This is a genomic window from Chryseobacterium sp. HNCC26DJ241 (assembly GCF_057180505.1).
On record NZ_JBXUGL010000001.1, the window covers coordinates 517,778 to 535,340 of the forward strand.

A 17,563-nucleotide genomic window follows, 5' to 3' on the forward strand; every position below is an offset into this window, starting at 1 on the left:
AAATTAATGTATTAAATATGAATAAACCAAATCATATTCAATAGTTAATTAATATATTTGGTTGTTCAATATGAAGAAGAGCTTATTATTTCTCACCATTTTTTTCTGTTTTGCAAAAATGAATGCACAACAGGACAGTATTTTCATTCAGGCAAAAGTCTCTGAAGATAAAAAGTATATCTCTGTACATCAAGAAATTGCGTATCACAATCCGCTGGAACAAGATATAAATAAAATAAAACTTCTCAACTGGATTGCAGCGTATAAAAAGCGCAAAACACCTCTCCTTTTCCGTCAGATAGAAGACCGTAAAAAAGATCTTTATTTTGCAAAACCAGAAGAACTTGGAAGTTTGAGTGATCTTAATGCTAAGATAGAAAATTCCCCTATTTTAGATTTGGATACCGAACGGGAAAACATTTACCTACCGCTTTCTCATCCTTTAGAAAAAGGTAAAACTATAAAAATAACGTTAGACTATAAGCTAAAACTGCCTTCTGCAAAATTTACGGCTTACGGAATTTCTGAAAATAAAATCAATCTGAAATACTTTTTCCTTGCTCCCGATAGTTTTGAGACAGAAAAACAATCCGAAAAACATTATATCAATATCGAAGAGATACAGAACTATAATACTTTTTGGAAAGTCATTCTGGAAGTTCCTGTTGGTTATTATTCCAAGAGTAATCTACCGGAAAAATATCCTCATTATTTTGAAGGTACTTTAAAAACAGATCCCGAATTTTTGATCTCAGAAAAAGATTTCCCTTCGACAGAAATAAACGTAAACGATAAAAATATTCGGGTAGATTTCGGATATGAGTTGAATGAAAAAGAAAAGGAAAACCTTGAATTTTACCTACCACTCCATCTTAAATTTATTGAAAGTAAAACAGGACTTCTTCCTCAAAAAATATTTTTTAGCGAAAAATTTAAGAAGGAAGAAAATTTTATAGGGAATAATGACATTAATTTTTGGAAATTCCATTACAAATTATTTTCTGATGCAGAAAATGCGGACTTGGATTATTTCGGAATGGTTTCTAAAAAAGTTCTGAATCAAAATATCGCCTATGAAAAAAATGAAGATCATTGGCTGGTTAATGGTTTAAAGACGTATTTGGAAATTCAATACATCCACCAGTTTTACGAAAAAAGAAAACTTTTGGGAGATCTTCCGGAACAAGTAAAAATTTTCGGAATTAAACCTTTAAAATGGTTTTATGCCTCAAAAGTGAATCTTTCGGAACGCTATGGTTTGGGCTATCAATATATTGAAAGCCAAAATTTTGATCAAAAAATAAACGAGCCTTACAGAAAACTGAGCAATTTTAATAAAACTGTAATCAGCAATTTTGAAACTGGAATGCTTTTCAATTTCATTTCTGAAAAAATGGGAAGTCAGAGTTTTGAAGATTTCCTCAAAAAATATTTGGAAGAAATGGGTAATAAAAGAGTGGAAACGTCTGATTTTCTTGATAAATTAGCTGTTTCTTCTCAATATTCTTCCGATTTTTTCGATACCTATATATCGAAAAAGCAAAGATTGAATTTCAAATTAAAAAAGTATAAAAAAATTGGGGATGATTTTGAAATTAATATATCTAAAAACACTCCCGAAAAAATACCTTTCAAAATAGAAACTGAAGAAAAAAACGGAGACATCAAAACATTTTGGTTTGATACTAATAATTCTGAAACTCCCGTTGCATACAATATACCGCAATCCAACGCTTCCAAAATTTTGTTAAATAAGGATTATACCTTCCCTGAAAGTAATTTTCGGGATAATTATCTGTATACAACCGGACTTTTTGCCAATGCAAAAAAAATAAAATTCAAACTTTTCCGCGATATTCCCAATCCCGAATATAATGAGATCTACCTGAGTCCAAAATTTAATTTCAATGCTTACGATAAACTTCTTTTAGGCTTGAATTTTAAAAATACTGCATTTTTTCAGAGAAAATTTGCCTATTCTGTAACACCGTATTACAGTACCGGAACTCAGACAATAACGGGTACCGGAGGTGTTTCCTATACATTTATGCCACCGGAATCTTTTTTCAGATTTTTGCAGTTAGGAGTTTCCGGCTCTTATTTTCATTATGATTTTGATTTGACATACAAAAGGCTTACAACGTATGCAAACATTAATTTTACTAAAAATCCGAGAAGCGACATCAACCGTTCATTAGGTTTTTCTTATAGTTATTATGAAAAAGATTTGAATCCGGAAATGATCCTAAAGAAAGAATATGGAAAATATAATCTTTGGAATCTGAACTACAACTATATAGATCAAAGATTAATCCATGAAAGTTATATTGGTGGCGGACTACAGTGGATGGAAGATTTCCAAAAAATTTCGGCAGAAGTCTTTTACCGATACGAGTATGCAAAAAATAAAAAGATTAGCCTTAGGTTTTTTGGCGGATATTTTTTGAGCAATAAGACTCAAAACAATTTCTTTGATTTTGGGGTTGCCCGTGTTTCCAACTACTCTTTTTCGTATGGATTGATAGGACAAAGTGCAACTTCCGGAATATTTTCCCAACAGTTGGTAATTGCTGATGGAGGTTTTAAATCGTATGTTGCTCCTTTTGTAAATCAGTGGATCGGTGCAATTAATATGGATTCTAATATCTGGAAATGGTTCAATATTTATGCAGATGCGGGAATCTATAAAAACAAATATAGCGATCCGAAATTTATTTGGGATAGCGGAATAAAACTGGCCGTAATTCCGGATTTTCTGGAATTGTACTTCCCTATTCAGTCTTCTTTAGGTTTTGAGCCTTCATTCAAAGATTATGGACGAAGGATACGTTTTACGTTGGTTCTAAATTTAGGTGCGATTTCCAATTATTTCAGGAGAGGTGTTTTTTAAAAATTTTAGAAATTGACTGATTATCATTTTTATGAAACCAATCTATAAACAAAGCATCATTATCATCAGTTTATTTTTAGTTTCCTATTCTTTTTATCTTACTAAAATATACGGTTGGGATATGATTGCCTATGTAGGTTGTGTTTTGAAAAAAAATAATGTACCTGAATCCGCAATACATTCCGAAACCTACGAGATTATTCGGAACGATATTCCCCAAAAAGATTATCTGAATCTTTCCGGAAACCAAGAACCCATAAAATTTCGGAGATACATCTACAAAAACAGTAATGCTTTTATCCAACAACTAAAGTATTACGAAATAAAAGAAATGTATGTAGATATGCTATTTTTTGTAAACATAATAACAAAAGATATCATAAAAAGTATATATCTACTGAATATGATTTGTGCTTTTCTAACCGGTCTTTTTATTTTTATTATTTTTAATCGGTATTGTAAATTAAATTTCTGGATTTCGTATTTGCTTACTCTTTCTCTGTTATTATTCTCACCTCTTTCTCATATTGCCAGAATAGCATCTCCTGATGCAATGGCTGTAGCAATTTTTGTTTATTTGCTTTATGCTTATGTCAAAAATTATAGTTTCATTTTCCAGTTTGTCATAGTATTACTGATTATATTGACAAGACCCGATTATCTGACGTTTGCAATACCTTTTTTGACTTTTACTTTTTTCACCAAACCAATACCTTTCTATCAGTTTTTACTATCAATCTCAATAGTGTTGGGTGTATATTTTTTAATACTTCATCTTTATGGATATCCAAGCTGGTCAGATGTATTTTATGATTCATTTGTACATCGAAGATTGGATATTGAAAAAGAGAAAGTTTTGTTTAATAAGGATATTTATTTTTCAGTATTATTTAATAATTTACTACACTTCAAAAAGTTCACTCTTGCAAGTATTGTATTAGTCTTGGTCTCTTATTTTCTTTATTATCACAAAAGGCTTAAAAAAGAGAATTTTCTATTGATTGTTTTAATGTTTTTAAGTTTGTATATTAAGTTTGCATTTTTCCCTGCTTCTGGCGAAACCAGATTTTTTGTTCCCTATCTGATTGCAATGTTTATTTTAATATTTAACCCTTATAGAAAAAAAGAGCTAATTAGTAAGAATTCTTTGAACTAGTTCAAATATAAAAGCCGCTAAAAAAGCGGCTTTTATATATTTTTTAATTTCAATAAAATTATTTTTTGATAATTTTCTGAGAAGCACCTGCTCCGTTTACTATATATACTCCTTTTGGAAATGCAGAAATATCTAAAGAAGAATTTTCTTTTACTGATGCAGATTTTACCAATTGTCCATTTGTATTGTAAATTTTAACATCTGCATTAGTACCAAATACTAATGTATTATCTACTATTGTATTTTTAACAAGAGTGGATTTAGATTTAGTAATGTCTGATACTGCTAATGTACCACTATAAATAGTTACATTATCAACTCTTGTTGTTCCAGTTACCGCATAAGTACTTGCTGCACCTATTGGAGTATAAGTTGCTCCGTTAGCAGGATCAAATACAGAAACAACTCTAAAAGCAAAGTTAGCACTGTTTCCAGCATTTGCAGGAAGGTTAGCACTCATTGTAACCCAAGCTGCAGGAGCTGCAGTCTGACCAATTGCAGTAACAGAACCTACATTATTCCAAGTAGTACCGTTAGTAGTATATTGCATTTGATAGTATTTAGAAGCTGTATTAGAGCCGGCAATATCAATAGAAACAGATATAGTAGAACTTCCTACTGTACTTGTAGCAAAAGAAAATCCAGCCGTTCCGGAACCACTACCTTGTGCAGGAAATCCTGAAGTGCTCCAAGCTTTTCCTGTACTAGGATTTCCAGCAGGGAAAGAAGGTGTACCTGTAGCTGTTAATATTGATGCAGTACCTGTTCCCGTAGTTGCGGCATTAGAACTAGCATCGAAATTCCACTGTGTTAAAACTGTTTGCGCAGACATTGAAATTGCAGCAGAAATACTTAAAATAGTAAAGATTTTTTTCATTTTAAAAAATTTTTTTTATACTTTTTTGTTGCGGCTAAATTACAAAAAATAATAAATCACAAAAAAACTATATCTATTATTTAACATATTATTAAACTTTCGTTTAAAAACTATTTTTTGGAAAGCACCAAATAACCTGCTTTTTTCAATTGAAAATCACGCTTTTCATCAATATTGAGACGAGACTCATCAAATATATTAACAAAAGTTCCCAAAACATTTTCATCTTGTAAGCTAAAATTTACATCTTCTTTAGACATATTAAGAATGACCAATACCTCATCTTTTCCATTTTTTCGCACATACGCCAATATTTTATCATTCGCAGTAGTATTTAAAATATAAGTAGTAACAGCAGAATCTCCTCCCTTTAAAGCAGGGTTTGTTGATTTTAATTCTAATAATGTTTTGTAAAAATCTGCTAACTGATAAGTACCATTCCAATTAATCGGATCTTTTTCAAAAAACTCAAGACGTTTCATATTTGGTAATTCCTGTCCGGAATACATGAGAGGAACTCCATTCCATGTAATCGAAAATACAGCAAGTGGTTTTGCAATTGCTCCGTATTTTTCATATTCGGTTCCGTTCCAGGAGTTTTCATCGTGATTGGCCGTAAACCAAGCTCTCATGGAATTATCTCCAATAGAAGAATATTTGAAAAGCAAATCTTTAAGCTCCTGAAGAGGAAGATTTTTTTTGTAATAATCCTCCGTTTTGTGCATCCAAGTCCAAGAATAGCTTGCATCAAAAACTTTCCCATATTCCGGAGTTTCCAGTTCATCAAATTCTCCAAGCCAGAAAAGCGGTTTTACTTTTTCCACTTCAGGTCTTGCCTGTTTCCAAAAATCTACTTCCACCCAGCTTGCAAGATCGCATCGGAAACCATCAATATTTGTTTCTTGTACCCAAAATTTCATGGCATCAATCATTGCCAGTCTCATTTCCTGATTTTTATAGTCCAATTCTATAATATCATCCATACCGGAAGCTATATGAAACCGCCCATCCGAATCATGTAAATAATATTCCGGATGCGATTTGGTCCATACATGATCCCAACCGGTATGATTAGCCACCCAATCGATGATTACTTTCAACCCTAGCTTATGAGCTGCATCTACCAAGTCTTTGAAGTCCTGCATTGTTCCAAATTCCGGATTAATAGCAGTATAGTCGTATGCAGCATAAGGACTTCCCAAACTTCCTTTTTTATTTTGCTGAGCAATTGGCGTGATCGGCATAAACCAAATTGTTTCCACACCCATAGCTTTTAATCGGGGCAACTCTTTTTCAAATGCTTTAAAAGTTCCTTCTTTGGTATATTGTCTTACATTTACTTCATAAATATTGGTGGTATGTTTCCACACTTCAGGTTTGTCCATATTTGTTAAATTTTTTCTATTGGTGCAGGAAATGATCCCTAAACCTATGATGGCTAAAAGAATATGTTTTTTCATTTGAAAAAAATTTACACAAAAGTAATAAAATTGGATTCAAAAAAGTGAAGCCATAAAAAAAACCTGAAAAATTCAGGTTCTTGTTTATTTTTATGCTTCTTCGGAATCTTCTTCATCGAAGAAATCATCATTATCATTGTAGTCTTCTTCTTCGTCATCAAAATTTTCATCATCCTCATCTGCAAAATTTCCTGCTGATTCAAATTCTGAAAAATCATCGTTAAAATCCAAATCCATCAAAGGCATCGCTGCTTTTTTAGATGAGCCAGAGTTCTTTCCGGGTGCTTTCAAAGGAACATTTCCGAATCTGTAAACTGTAATCGGATAATTTACAGCAGGTTTTTCATCAATAATTTCCACAAGTTCACAGAAAAACTCCCACAAATCCAAAAGACCATATTGAAATTGTGCTTTACTTTCTTTTGATGCAAATGCTTCATCTATATAGATATCAGACATTATTTCGCCATCTCCATCGTCGCTCATATCTTCTAAAGGAACTGATTTTACAATTGTACCATCTTCCTCTAAAAGATTGAATGCAGAAAGCTCATCTCCTTGAAGACTGAACGCACTTTTAATCCCCAGATGCAAATTCCAAAGTGTTTGTTTTGCTTTTATTTCGATATCTCTGAAAATATCTTCTTTTGTATCCAATATGACACGGATCTTATATACCATATAATTACTGATTACTTTTGTAGACTGATTTCTGTGCAAATATAAAACAAATGAAAAATGACCAAAAAATTTTTTAGCTATTTTTTTAAAAAAAGTTTTTTCTAAATTTTAGGGCTGTTCTTATCTCGCTTTATCCAAAAGAAAACTAAATTTTGTACCTTCCAGATATTCGCTTTCCACTCTAATATTTTCTCCGTGTGCTTCAAGAATGTGTTTCACGATGGCAAGTCCTAATCCGGAACCTCCATCTTTACGGTTTCTGCTGGTTTCCACCCTATAAAAACGTTCAAAAATTCTGGGAAGAATTTCGGGTTTTATCCCCATTCCGTTGTCTTCAACTTCTATTAAAACCTTATTCTCGGAAATAGTGGTTTTTACTAAAATTCTGGCTTCCTGTCTATTAGCATAATGAATAGCATTAGAAACAAGATTAATCAATACCTGCGAAATTTTTTGTTTATCTGCCCTCACAAAAATCTGGTTTTGAGAAGTCTGTAGTTTCAGTGATGCATTTTTCTTTTCAGCATCAAGATCCAGCAAATCAAAAACTTCTCGAACAAGTGTATTAATATCAAATTCCGATAAATTGAGATTAATTTCTCCCGCTTCCAAACGGTTGATCATGTCTAAATCATTGACAATAGCAATCAGTCTTTCCACAGAAATACCGATTCTTTCCAGATATTTGTTCCGGATATTTAAATTTTCTACAGCTCCGTCACGAAGCGTTTCTACATATCCCTGAATGGAAAAAAGTGGCGTTTTCAATTCATGCGATATATTTCCGATGTATTCTTTCCGGTAATCTTCCATTTCCTTCATCATATCCATTTCGGATTCGTTTTTCTGACGGAGAACAAATATTTTTTCGGAAAATTCTTTAAAACCTATATTTTGGTTGTCTTTAAAAATCTCATCCGGAAGTTTGTCTGCCATTTTACGAATTTGTCTCTTTCCATAAAATCTGAAAAGAATTTCGATTCCGATATAAGTGGTAATAAAAATCAGTAGAATACTGATGGCGAAAAGAATAGTGAAATTAATGGAATGATTATCCAACCGATTTGCATAATCAAAAACCATTACTATTACTGCAATGGCTACTGTCATTAATAAAGCTGAGATAAATGAAAGGCGATTCAGTTTCATTCCTGAAAATCTAAACTAACAATTTATATCCGATTCCCTTTAATGTTTGAATGGATTGATCTCCCAATTTTTCCCGTAATCTTCGGATATGTACATCAATAGTTCTTTCTCCTACTACCACGTCATTTCCCCAAACTTTTTCCAGAATTTCTTCTCTTTTGAAAACTTTATCCGTATTGGAAGCCAAAAGATACAGAAGATCAAATTCCTTTTTGGGAAGAAGAAAAACCTGCCCGTTTTTAGAAACCCTGAAATTATCTTTATCTATAACAAGATCTCCGATATTCAAATTTTTTGGACTTTCATCGTTAAAAGAAGCTAGATGTAAAAGTGCATTTACTTTAGAAATTAAAACTTTAGGTTTAATCACTTTTACTACATAATCATTAGCACCAGCCTGATATCCTGCTAATTGTGAAAACTCTTCTCCTCTTGCCGAAAGGAAAACAATGAGTGTACGTTGCAATTTTTTAATTTTTCGTAAATCCTGACATGTTTCAATTCCGTCTTTTTCCGGCATCATTACATCCAAAAGGATAAGATCTGGAATAATTTCTTTTGCTTTTTCAATACCTTCTACTCCATTATCGGCTATATGAACTTCATATCCTTCCTTTTCCAGATTATACGAAAGTATTTCGAGAATATCTTGTTCATCATCAATCAGGAGGATTTTTTTTGAGTTCATTTTTACAATTTTATTCTTCTTTAGCTTTCAAATTTACTCAAAAACAAGATACCATTCTTTAAGGAAGACAGTATTTACATAAAATTAATATTACATCCAATTTCTTAAAAAAAATTTAAATATTAATTAAAAAATTATAAACCAAATAAGCCCTTTGAAAATTCTTTCTTTGCACAAATTATTTCTATGAACATGCTACTAAACAAAAGTTTTATTGTATTCTGTTTACTGTTTTTTGGATATATTTTTTCTCAAAATCAATTTTTGGAAGGTCGTGTTTTGGATGATAGAGACAACTCTCCTGTGCAAGGTGCAATTGTAAAAGTGAATGACAAAGAAGCGCAAACCGATATTTCGGGATATTACAAAATTTCTTTAGAGTCCGGAAATAGCTATAACGCAATAATTTCTTATAATGGATATACCCAAAAAGAAATTACTGAAATATCTGTAAAACCTAATGAAAATACTTATCTTGATATTCTGCTTAGCAAATCTTCAAAAGCCGAGAAAATTTCGGATATTGATGCTGTTGTTATAAAATCCAGTGCAAAGAAGGAAAGCATAGCTTCCACTATCAATTTGCAGAAAAATTCGGCTGTAGTTTCGCAAGTAATAGGAACGGAAGCCATCAAGAAAAGTCCGGACAGAAATACGGGAGAAGTACTGAAAAGAGTTTCGGGGGTGAGTTTATTTGAAGGAAAATATATTGTAGTAAGAGGACTTTCTGACCGATATAATCAGGCTATGCTGAACGGAATCCAACTATCCAGTACGGAACCCGACAAAAAAACTTTTTCTTTTGATCTTTTCCCTGCAAATGTAATTGAAACCTTGATCATCAATAAAACATTCATTCCGGAATATACCGGAGAATGGGGAGGTGGTCTTATTCAGATAAATACTAAAGACATTCCCACCAATAGATTTTTTAATTTGCAGGTGGGTGTTGGTGCCAATTTACAAACCATTAATAAAGAATTTTATACCAACAATGGCGGCAATCTAGATTTCATAGGGATTGATGACGGATATAGAAAACTTCCGGCCGGATTTCCTGCAAGAAACCAGTTCAGTTTACTTACAGATCAAGAAAAGACTGATTTTGGAAAAAAATATCTTAAAAACTTCGGATATGGTACTATTGGCTATCCGGAAAATGTAAGCTTGCAGTTGGATGGTGGGTTCAATACTAAATTATTTGGAAAAGATCTTGGTGTAATTGCGGTTCTCAATTACAGCAACAATAAGAGAAGAATTGAAAACAAAAACCGATTTTTTACCATCAACGGAGAGCAGGCGGACGTTAATTTCGATTATTTTACGGAGAGATACAACAACGATATTGTATTGGGAGGATTGCTGAATCTCGCTTTGAAACTGAATGCAAACAACAAAATCTCCTTGAAAAATATTATTACCAATAATGCTGTAAGCCATGTTTCTATACGTACAGGAAAAGATTTTGAATTTGATCCGGAAAACGGAACCAATATCATGGCACGAGAATTAGGTTTCAAACAAACAACTTTTTATAATTCTACCCTCAATGGTAATCATAAAACAAATTGGTTGGGAGGGTTGAATATAAACTGGTACGGAAGTTTCGGAATTCTGGATCAATATATTCCGATGTTGCAGCGTTTGCAGTACAATCAGCAATCTACTATTACCGGAAGTCCCTATATTGCATTGATTTCTAATGGACTTTCCCAAAAATCAGGAAGTTTTTTCTATTCTACACTTAGTGATTATTTATATAATGCAGGTGGTGATATCTCTAAAACATTTACCCTTTTCGGAAAAAAACAAACGATAAAGGGAGGTTATCTTTTTCAAGTAAAGGATAGAATTTATAATTCAAGGCCTTTCTCCGTAAAGTTGGAAAATTATAACCAAAATATCCTGACACAATCTTTTGAAAACATTTTTAATCATGAAAATTTCGGAACGACGGGAAACCTTTTTGAGTTTGATGAAATAGCAGGAAACCAATACAGATATATTGCAAATACCATTCTGAATGCCGGATATATTCAGTTTGATAATAATTTCACCTCTTGGATGAGAACTGTTTGGGGATTGAGAGTAGAAAATTTTGATCAATTAGTGGGTAGTACAAAAAAAAGTGATCCTAGATTTGTAAATTCAGAAGTGACAGATTTTATGCCCGCATTGAACATCACCTTCAAGTTGAACAATAAAATGAATCTTCGTTTGGCAGGTTCGCAAACTGTTGTGAGACCAGAATTTCGAGAGCTTTCTCCTTTGGCTTATTATGATTTTGATCTTGGTGCTACTGTCATAGGAAACAAAAACCTCCAAAGAACCAAAATTTCCAGTGGAGATATACGGTGGGAGTATTATCCGAGTGTGGGAGAGATACTTTCCGTAGCCGGATTTTATAAAAATTTTAAAAACCCGATCGAATTATACTTCAACCAATCGGGAGTAGGAACCAGCAATACATTCAATTATCTGAATGTAGACAAAGCCAATGCTTACGGAATCGAATTGGAGTTCAGAAAAAAATTAGATTTTACAAACGTATTTAAAAATTTTACTTTCGGGGGTAATATTTCGCTTATAAAAAATAAAGTAACCGATAAAGAAACCAATGTAGACCGCCCAATGCAAGGTCAGTCTCCTTATACTCTTAACCTGAACTTGCAGTACGATTCCGAAAAATACGGCATATCTTCTACTATATTGTTCAATGTGATTGGGAGAAGAATTCTTTATGTAGGAAACGATCAAGTTCCCCCTATTTGGGAAAATCCACGTCCTCTTTTAGATTATCAAATCGCTAAAAAAATATTGAAAAACAAAGGAGAACTGAAACTAAATGTTTCCGATATTCTGAATCAAAAAGCCAAATATTATCACGATCTGAACAACAATAAAAAATACGATAGCAAAGATGCCATTGCTATAGAAAGACTTACCGGCACAAATATTAATCTGATTATAAGCTACAGCTTCTAATTTTTTCGGAAAAATTTATAAATAATACATAATATGAAACTAAAAATTGTTTTTTATTCCTTATTGGTAGGACTTCTTACTACTGCAAATTCTTGCAGAAAAATTGAAGAAGATGGAGAAACCATTGTAAATAATACTAACGGAAACGGAGAAACTACGGAAAACGTTATCCTTACAGGAAAAATCACTACCAACAGAACGCTTAAAGCAAACTATATTTACAAATTAAGAGGTTTGGTTTATGTTACTAATGGAGCAACTCTAACCATTGAGCCCGGAACAAAAATTGTAGGAGAAGCCGACAAAAACGGAGGACTTGTGATTACGAGAGGATCCAAAATTATGGCAGAAGGTACAGCTTCTTCGCCAATTATATTCACCTCAGAAAAAGGAAATCCAAAAAGAGGAGATTGGTCAGGAATTGTACTTCTCGGAAAAGCGCCAACCAATGCTTCTTATAACGGACAAGCCGGAGTTGGAGAGATTGAAGGTGGAATCAACGACTCGGATGGAAACGGACTTTACGGAGGAACTGATCCTGCTGATAACAGTGGAGTTCTAAAATATGTAAGAATTGAGTACGCTGGATATGCTTTTTTACCGGATAAAGAAATCAACGGGCTCACATTTGGCGGTGTAGGTAATGGTACAACGATAGATTATGTAGAAGTTGCCTATGCAAACGATGATAGTTTTGAGTGGTTCGGAGGAACTGTAAACTGCAAACATCTTATTGCTTATAAAGGTCTTGATGATGACTTTGATACCGACAACGGATTTTCCGGAAATATACAATTTGGAATTATCGTGAGAGACCCCTCTGTTGCAGATGTTTCCGGATCCAATGCTTTTGAATCGGATAATGATGCCAATGGTTCTTCACTCACACCAAAAACCTCAGCTGTTTTTTCCAATATTACGGTACTAGGACCTATCCAAAACTCTTCTACAAATAGTAATGCTGCTACCATCAATACTTTGTTTCAAAATGCCCTTCAAATCAGAAGAAATTCTTCCATTTCTGTATTCAATTCTGTATTTATAGGCTTTCCGGTAGGTTTGTTTATAGATGCTTCCAAAGGCACACCAACCGATAACAATATTACCACTACCAATCCAACCTTATTTTTCCAAAATAATATACTTGCAGGTAATACCGCGAATTTCAAATATGCAGCATCAGCTTCTACACCAACAGGTTGGAATACGTCTAATGTAGAAAATTGGTTCAATACGGCCTCTTATAGCAATTCTGTATATGCTTATTCTTCGGATCTGAAAATTAATGTAGGAGCTACTGCATGGCCGCCTTCAGGAACTACACCTAATTTTTCTCCAAATACAGGGTCTCCTTTATTGATGGGTGCTTCGTTTACACATCCCAAATTATCCGGATTCACACAGGTTGAATATAGAGGTGCTGTAAAAAATTCTACCGATTTTTGGTACGCAGGTTGGACCAACTGGAATCTTTAGAAATTTTTTTTCAAATTAATTTTTTTCAATAAAGCTGTTATCAATTTTGAAACAGCTTTTTTTATTCTTCATCGTCTTCGTATTGTTCCAAATAATATGAAAATGAAAAACCTTCCGTTTCATCTTCTGCATCTTCAAGAGTAGTAAGCAAATCTTCAAAAATTTCCAGTTGTTCTACACTCATATTTACAAATTCTATGTGAAGAGGAAGTTCTGCAAAACCTGTAATGCTATCATAAAGTGCATCCAAATTGTCTCCAAAAAATTCCTGCAGAGTCAATTTTTCCTTTAATTGAGAATAGAAATCTTCATAATCTCCAATGTCCGTAAAATCAATATATATTTCTTTCATTGTGGTTGATGGTTGTTAGTTGTTCGTTGTTCGTTGTTGGTTGTTGGTTGTTAGTTGATAGTTGATGGTTGTTTATCAGTAAAATAATTCATAATTCATAATTCATAATTCATAATTCATAATTCATAATTCATAATTCATAATTCATAATTCATAATTCATAATTCATAATTCATAATTCATGATTCATAATTCATAATTCATAATTCATGATTCATGATTATTTCAACTGAATTTCCAATGTTTAGCTTTCAGATAATTTTTGCATTTTTTACAAAAATCTTTTTCTTCATCGGTAGGATTTCCACCTTCCGCATCTCTCATAAAACAGGTTTTCTCCGGACAATGTTTCAAACCTTGTGTATGTCCAAGTTCATGTATAGCAATTTTATAAAACTGTGAATTTTTATTATTTGAATTCAACCTAAAATTGGAAGCCACACATGCTTTTCCGGGACGATAACCAAGTCCCATAATTCCAAAATCCGGGTTTTTTCCCTTTGTTGCACTGATGTCTTTTGTTGTAAGTCCGATTTTCACGAATCCATTTTGAGTTTCGGAATCTAAAAATTTTATGATAGAATCTGCTCTGTAACGGTTTCGTGGTTTGTAATAGGTACTTTCTGGAAGATCAATTGGAGCAAGGATTTCAACATGTGGATAAACTTCCTTTATTTTTTCAAAAATTAAATGCGTTTCTTTATTCTTCATATCTGAAAACGGCTGGATCTGAATGACCAAAGGATTTTCAATACTTTGCTTCTGTGAAGAACTATCCTTGCAATTCAAAAGAAACAAGCAAAATAGGAGAAGAAAAATTCTGTTTAGCCGAACAAAATTTACAGATGAATGTTCACAGCCTGTCATTGTTTTACTGTTTTTCAAAAGTTTTATAATGATTTTTTGTAAGCCAAACTTCTCCGTTTTTGGTAAAAACAATTCGATCTGCGTTACGGTTTCCACAATTATAATTCACGTCTGCTTCGTAATATTGATTGCCTTTTGGAAGCTGTTTTTCACGATTACTGAATCTATCTCCACCAATTGCTTTTCCGGGCAAGACTTCACAAAGATTTCCTTCAGAAGGGTTCCAACCTTGCTGTTTTGCTTCAGATTTTGTAATGTAATATTCCGGAAGTTCGTGATGCTCTTTTACATATTCGACGACAATATTTTCATTCGTAAGTTCATCTATATTTCCTTTTGGAGTTTCGAGATTTTCGGGAAGACCTAAACTTTTTACTTCGTCAGAATTTTTACTGGTGTTAATTTGTGAAGAGTTTTTTTCCGGATTCTTCTTTTCAATTTTATAATTACTGAAAAGATACATGGCAAAAAATCCTGCCAACGCACCTACAGTGAATATTAAAAATGTTTTTGTTTTTTGATTCATGATTTTTCATTTTATTGAACATGCCTTTTTGGCATGTTCCTACAGAATTATCTCCATTCTTCCAGAATATCACAAACAGGAATTGGATTCATTTTATGTTGTGCTGCTTTGTGCATACGGTCAAAAATAAGGAAAACCTCTTTTTCGCGTCCCTCATATTCATCAACGGGTTTTGTTCCGTATTCTTTCTGAATTTTTTCCAATTCCGGATAAGTCGCTCCAATTTGCTGCTCATCGGTTCTGTCTACATCCCAGAGTCCGTCAGTAGGAATTGCATTTTTTATGCTTTCTGGCAAATTGAGAAATCTTGCCAATTCATACACTTCTGTTTTGTATAGATCTGCAATTGGCGATACATCTACACCTCCATCACCATATTTCGTATAAAACCCAATTCCGAAATCTTCCACTTTATTCCCTGTTCCACAAACTAGAAGTCCATTAATTTGTCCATAATAGTACAATGTAAGCATTCTTAAACGGGAACGTGTATTAGCAAAAGCCAGTTTTTCATTTGGATAAAGATCATCGTGTACATTCAGTACATTGTGAAGTTCTTCAAAAGCAGGAGTAAGATTCACAGTAAAACCTTCTACATTCGGGAATTTATTTTTTAAAAATTCGATATGTTCCTGAGCTCGATCTACCTGATCCATTTTTTGACGAATCGGCATCTCCAAAACCAATACTTTAAGTCCCGTCATTGCACAAAGTGTAGAAACCACTCCGGAATCCACACCTCCGGAAACTCCAACTACATATCCTTTTACATTTGCTTTGTGAGCATAATCTTTCAGCCAGCTTACAATATGATTTACAATTTTTTCAGTTTGCATAATACTATATTTTCAATATTTAATTTTTATAATTTTCTTTTTTCAGTTCATACCAAAAACAAATTCCGTCCGGTTCTACAAAATCTCCGGTTTTTTGGAAGCCGAGTTTTCGCAACGTATGATTAGAGGCATTATTTTCGGAATGAGCATGAGCATAAATAACATCCAGATTCATTTCATTAAATCCTAAATCCAAAAACGCTTTTGAAGATTCGGTTGCATATCCTTTCCCCCAAAATTCGGGAAGAAAACGATAGCCTAAATCGTAGATATTTTTGTAACCGTTAATTTCGTCCGTAAGAAGTTTCAGTCCGCTCCAACCGATCAGAAGATTGCTTTCTTTTTCTATTACTGCAAATCTTCCTATTCCGTTTTCTGTATATTGATTTTGAATTTTTTCAATAATTTCTTTGGATTCCGATAGTTCGGAAACAGGCTTTACACCAACATAGCGCACTACATCAGGATTTTTATCTAAAAGAAAAAGTCTTTCCGCATCATTTTTTTCTAAAGGTCTTAATAGTAATCTTAGCGTTTCTATAGGTTTCAACATGATTAAAATTTGTATTTTTGTGCATCTAAATTCGTTGTAAAAATAATGAAGTTTTTCAGAAATATAGCTATTGCTTCCGTTTTAGTTTTCAGTTTGAGTTCCTGCAAAAAAGATCAGGAAACCAACTGGAAAGTAGAAATTAAAAAACCGGTACAAAATGTAGAAATCATTGATATTTCTAAAGAATTTTATAATCCAAGCGTTTCTCTTGACGTTTTCAAAAGCAAATATCCGTGGTTTCAGGGAACTGTTCCTGATGAAGATTATGCAATTCGCAGACAAGATCAGGAAGAAATAAAAATTTACAAAGAAGCGATTTTAAAAATTGACCAAAATAAATTGAAAAAAGATTTGTCCGGACTTTTTTCGCACATTCAATATTACTTTCCGGATTTTAAAATTCCGAAAGTCTATCTTTATTCATCAGCTTTGCAAGGCATAAAAGATCCTATTTTTTATCATCAGCAGGAAAATCTTTTATTCATAGACATTACAGCATTTATGGGCGAAAACAATCCGAACTATAAAGGTCTGGAGCAATATTTCCAAAAATCCATGAATCCGGTAAATATCGTTCCGAAGGCTTCAGAAATATTTGCTGAAAATTTTGTTCCTGCAAACAGGGATCATCAAAAATTTATCGACCAGCTTGTATATCAAGGAAAATTGATGACTTTACAAGATGCTTTTCTACCGGAATTTCCGGACTATCTGAAAATAAATTACACCCAAAAACAATACGAATGGGCAGTTGCCAATGAAGTGAATATTTGGGATTATTTTGTAGAAAACAATCTGGTTTTCAGTGATGATGCGAGATTAACAGAGAGATTCATTATGCCGGGTCCGTTTTCAAAATTCTACACCGAAATTGATAATGAATCTTCTCCGCAAATCGGAATTTTTGTGGGATGGCAAATTTGTAAAAAATTCTTTCAGGAAAAACCTGATACAAAGATGAAAGATTTTCTGAATATGAATGCTCAAGAAATTTTCAATGCAGCACAATATAAACCTAAATTTTAACTATTGTAAAATCGAGAAGTCGTTTATTTATCAATTATAAA

15 protein-coding genes are annotated in these 17,563 nt (G+C 33.0%); 5 read left to right on the top strand and 10 right to left on the bottom strand.

What is annotated here, in order from left to right; genetic code table 11:
- The first annotated feature begins 118 nt into the window (after nucleotides 1-118).
- Together AC2A1C_RS02395 and AC2A1C_RS02400 are read left to right on the top strand one after the other, a co-directional pair.
- Nucleotides 119-2,890: an aminopeptidase gene (locus tag AC2A1C_RS02395; RefSeq protein WP_484023094.1), complete on the top strand. Its 2,772-nt coding sequence runs from the start codon at nucleotides 119-121 to the stop codon at nucleotides 2,888-2,890.
- Nucleotides 2,891-2,921: 31 nt separating this feature from the next.
- Nucleotides 2,922-4,046, top strand: coding sequence for a hypothetical protein (locus AC2A1C_RS02400; protein WP_484023096.1), 1,125 nt, complete (start codon nucleotides 2,922-2,924; stop codon nucleotides 4,044-4,046).
- A 58-nt stretch (nucleotides 4,047-4,104) separates the two neighbouring features.
- Here the strand turns inward: AC2A1C_RS02400 and AC2A1C_RS02405 are convergent, their stop codons facing one another.
- From AC2A1C_RS02405 to AC2A1C_RS02425, 5 genes are all read right to left on the bottom strand, one after another.
- Nucleotides 4,105-4,923, bottom strand: coding sequence for a T9SS type A sorting domain-containing protein (locus AC2A1C_RS02405; RefSeq protein WP_484023098.1), 819 nt, complete (start codon nucleotides 4,921-4,923; stop codon nucleotides 4,105-4,107).
- A gap of 110 nt (nucleotides 4,924-5,033) precedes the next feature.
- Entirely contained in the window at nucleotides 5,034-6,383 is a 1,350-nt protein-coding gene (locus AC2A1C_RS02410; protein ID WP_484023099.1) for an alpha-amylase family glycosyl hydrolase, read from the bottom strand.
- A gap of 90 nt (nucleotides 6,384-6,473) precedes the next feature.
- Entirely contained in the window at nucleotides 6,474-7,064 is a 591-nt protein-coding gene (locus AC2A1C_RS02415; RefSeq protein ID WP_484023159.1) for an IS1096 element passenger TnpR family protein, read from the bottom strand.
- A gap of 120 nt (nucleotides 7,065-7,184) precedes the next feature.
- Nucleotides 7,185-8,213: a sensor histidine kinase gene (locus tag AC2A1C_RS02420; protein ID WP_484023101.1), complete on the bottom strand. Its 1,029-nt coding sequence runs from the start codon at nucleotides 8,211-8,213 to the stop codon at nucleotides 7,185-7,187.
- 10 nt (nucleotides 8,214-8,223) lie between these two features.
- Nucleotides 8,224-8,901, bottom strand: coding sequence for a response regulator transcription factor (locus tag AC2A1C_RS02425; RefSeq protein ID WP_484023103.1), 678 nt, complete (start codon nucleotides 8,899-8,901; stop codon nucleotides 8,224-8,226).
- A gap of 186 nt (nucleotides 8,902-9,087) precedes the next feature.
- Here AC2A1C_RS02425 and AC2A1C_RS02430 point away from each other — a divergent pair, with 186 nt between their 5' ends.
- On the top strand, nucleotides 9,088-11,886 hold the full coding sequence (locus AC2A1C_RS02430) for a TonB-dependent receptor domain-containing protein (protein ID WP_484023105.1): 2,799 nt from the start codon (nucleotides 9,088-9,090) through the stop codon (nucleotides 11,884-11,886).
- A gap of 33 nt (nucleotides 11,887-11,919) precedes the next feature.
- Nucleotides 11,920-13,362 (top strand): hypothetical protein, encoded by a 1,443-nt coding sequence (locus AC2A1C_RS02435; protein ID WP_484023107.1) that lies wholly within the window; start codon nucleotides 11,920-11,922, stop codon nucleotides 13,360-13,362.
- Nucleotides 13,363-13,423: 61 nt separating this feature from the next.
- Here the strand turns inward: AC2A1C_RS02435 and AC2A1C_RS02440 are convergent, their stop codons facing one another.
- The 5 genes from AC2A1C_RS02440 to AC2A1C_RS02460 form a co-directional block, all read right to left on the bottom strand.
- Complete coding sequence (locus AC2A1C_RS02440) at nucleotides 13,424-13,714, bottom strand: barstar family protein (protein ID WP_484023109.1); 291 nt, start codon at nucleotides 13,712-13,714, stop codon at nucleotides 13,424-13,426.
- Nucleotides 13,715-13,939: 225 nt separating this feature from the next.
- Complete coding sequence (locus tag AC2A1C_RS02445) at nucleotides 13,940-14,581, bottom strand: matrixin family metalloprotease (protein ID WP_484023110.1); 642 nt, start codon at nucleotides 14,579-14,581, stop codon at nucleotides 13,940-13,942.
- A gap of 4 nt (nucleotides 14,582-14,585) precedes the next feature.
- Nucleotides 14,586-15,107 (bottom strand): ribonuclease domain-containing protein, encoded by a 522-nt coding sequence (locus AC2A1C_RS02450; protein WP_484023111.1) that lies wholly within the window; start codon nucleotides 15,105-15,107, stop codon nucleotides 14,586-14,588.
- Nucleotides 15,108-15,154: 47 nt separating this feature from the next.
- Entirely contained in the window at nucleotides 15,155-15,943 is a 789-nt protein-coding gene (gene nadE / locus AC2A1C_RS02455; RefSeq protein ID WP_484023113.1) for an NAD(+) synthase, read from the bottom strand.
- A gap of 19 nt (nucleotides 15,944-15,962) precedes the next feature.
- Complete coding sequence (locus AC2A1C_RS02460; protein ID WP_484023114.1) at nucleotides 15,963-16,496, bottom strand: GNAT family N-acetyltransferase; 534 nt, start codon at nucleotides 16,494-16,496, stop codon at nucleotides 15,963-15,965.
- 45 nt (nucleotides 16,497-16,541) lie between these two features.
- Between AC2A1C_RS02460 and gldB the strand changes: the two genes are divergently transcribed.
- The gene (gldB, locus tag AC2A1C_RS02465; RefSeq protein ID WP_484023115.1) at nucleotides 16,542-17,522 is read left to right on the top strand and encodes a gliding motility lipoprotein GldB; all 981 of its coding nucleotides are present in this window, start codon (nucleotides 16,542-16,544) and stop codon (nucleotides 17,520-17,522) included.
- The last annotated feature ends 41 nt before the right edge of the window (nucleotides 17,523-17,563 follow it).

Coding starts and splice junctions, on each gene's coding strand:
- AC2A1C_RS02425 (WP_484023103.1), bottom strand. CDS start 8,901: ATGAACTCAAAAAAAATCCTCCTGATTGATGATGAACAAGATATTCTC.
- AC2A1C_RS02445 (WP_484023110.1), bottom strand. CDS start 14,581: ATGACAGGCTGTGAACATTCATCTGTAAATTTTGTTCGGCTAAACAGA.
- AC2A1C_RS02410 (WP_484023099.1), bottom strand. CDS start 6,383: ATGAAAAAACATATTCTTTTAGCCATCATAGGTTTAGGGATCATTTCC.
- gldB (WP_484023115.1), top strand. CDS start 16,542: ATGAAGTTTTTCAGAAATATAGCTATTGCTTCCGTTTTAGTTTTCAGT.
- AC2A1C_RS02440 (WP_484023109.1), bottom strand. CDS start 13,714: ATGAAAGAAATATATATTGATTTTACGGACATTGGAGATTATGAAGAT.
- AC2A1C_RS02415 (WP_484023159.1), bottom strand. CDS start 7,064: ATGGTATATAAGATCCGTGTCATATTGGATACAAAAGAAGATATTTTC.
- AC2A1C_RS02430 (WP_484023105.1), top strand. CDS start 9,088: ATGAACATGCTACTAAACAAAAGTTTTATTGTATTCTGTTTACTGTTT.
- AC2A1C_RS02450 (WP_484023111.1), bottom strand. CDS start 15,107: ATGAATCAAAAAACAAAAACATTTTTAATATTCACTGTAGGTGCGTTG.
- AC2A1C_RS02400 (WP_484023096.1), top strand. CDS start 2,922: ATGAAACCAATCTATAAACAAAGCATCATTATCATCAGTTTATTTTTA.
- AC2A1C_RS02395 (WP_484023094.1), top strand. CDS start 119: ATGAATGCACAACAGGACAGTATTTTCATTCAGGCAAAAGTCTCTGAA.
- AC2A1C_RS02460 (WP_484023114.1), bottom strand. CDS start 16,496: ATGTTGAAACCTATAGAAACGCTAAGATTACTATTAAGACCTTTAGAA.
- nadE (WP_484023113.1), bottom strand. CDS start 15,943: ATGCAAACTGAAAAAATTGTAAATCATATTGTAAGCTGGCTGAAAGAT.
- AC2A1C_RS02435 (WP_484023107.1), top strand. CDS start 11,920: ATGAAACTAAAAATTGTTTTTTATTCCTTATTGGTAGGACTTCTTACT.
- AC2A1C_RS02405 (WP_484023098.1), bottom strand. CDS start 4,923: ATGAAAAAAATCTTTACTATTTTAAGTATTTCTGCTGCAATTTCAATG.
- AC2A1C_RS02420 (WP_484023101.1), bottom strand. CDS start 8,213: ATGAAACTGAATCGCCTTTCATTTATCTCAGCTTTATTAATGACAGTA.